A 1129-nucleotide genomic window follows, 5' to 3' on the forward strand; every position below is an offset into this window, starting at 1 on the left:
CAATATGCCGTTGACCTCGAAATGGCAACGGACGCAGAACGGGAGGCGCTGACAGCGTGGAAACGATACTGTGTGCTATTGAACCGTGTAGACTGTTCAGCAGCACCAGACATTGACTGGCCTAAAGCGCCAGAGTGATTATTAGGGGCGCATAGCCCCTTTGTTTATTGCGCCTCAGCTAATTTTTTCTGTTGTTGGTTCCAAATAGAATTCTCGGGCATCTGGACACGAACAGAAATAGACCTACCAACCGGAATATCAATCAAATCCCCGTCTGAATAGCCCTGACGCTCATTTTTAGCGAATTCTGGCGCGTTGGGGTGCTCTCTGTGATATGTCGTGATTTTTATCGCACCATCGGGCAACACCTCATAGTTGACCCAAATCAGCGGCAGTTTGTTTTTGCATAGCGGAATTTCAACCCCGCCATCGACCCCGCCCCACGCAGCATCAGCATTGAATCCCAACACGTTTTTAATGAGGTATACCCCCTCAGACAGGCGCTCAACCGTTGCACCCCCTGATTCGTCGTTGGTTTCAAAATGCCCGTCACTCCATATTTTGATGATGGGCGAGGATTTTTTTAGAAATCCGTCAACTACCGTGTAATCTGTGCTCAGCGTGATAGTGCCATTTTTACTGGGAAACACAACCTTGAATATATTGTCTCCGGTACGCCTATTCCGTTTATAGAACGTCAAATAGGGATCTCTGCTTGAAAAATCGGCCTCTATTGCAAAGTAGTCACTGGAAGAGTTGGGTGAGAAATTAATCCGCGGCCATTTCGCCGAAACTTCAACCAGTCCAGTGTATTGTTTAAAAAACTCATCAGACACCCATTTGGTTGTTGCGGCACCCACATCATCTGCATTCAACGTGATATTCCGTGATAACGATTTTCCGTTAATTTCCCGGTAATTAGGTACAGCCTCATATGCCCATTTCACCGTTTGCGCTAAACCGAGGTTTAATAGAATCTAAATAGTGTCGTCAATAAATCAAACAGGGTTGGCAATTGAGAGCGAGACAGGGTTTATGGTTGAAAAAAACAATCGCATTTTAGTTTAATTAATGTTCAATTAGCCTGTTTATGGAGGTTCAAATATTATTGCGCAGAATTGATTCAGTG

2 protein-coding genes are annotated in these 1129 nt (G+C 45.0%); one reads left to right on the plus strand and one right to left on the minus strand.

Annotated features, from left to right (window positions below; genetic code table 11):
• A partial coding sequence (locus tag PSI17_RS16960; RefSeq protein ID WP_273553076.1) for a tail fiber assembly protein occupies positions 1-138 on the plus strand: 138 nt, incomplete at its 5' end.
• A 26-nt stretch (positions 139-164) separates the two neighbouring features.
• Here the strand turns inward: PSI17_RS16960 and PSI17_RS16965 are convergent.
• Entirely contained in the window at positions 165-875 is a 711-nt protein-coding gene (locus PSI17_RS16965; protein ID WP_273553075.1) for a phage tail fiber protein, read from the minus strand.
• Between the last annotated feature and the right edge of the window lie 254 nt (positions 876-1129).

It is taken from the genome of Xenorhabdus sp. IM139775 (assembly GCF_028598745.1).
Taxonomy (GTDB): Bacteria; Pseudomonadota; Gammaproteobacteria; order Enterobacterales; family Enterobacteriaceae; genus Xenorhabdus.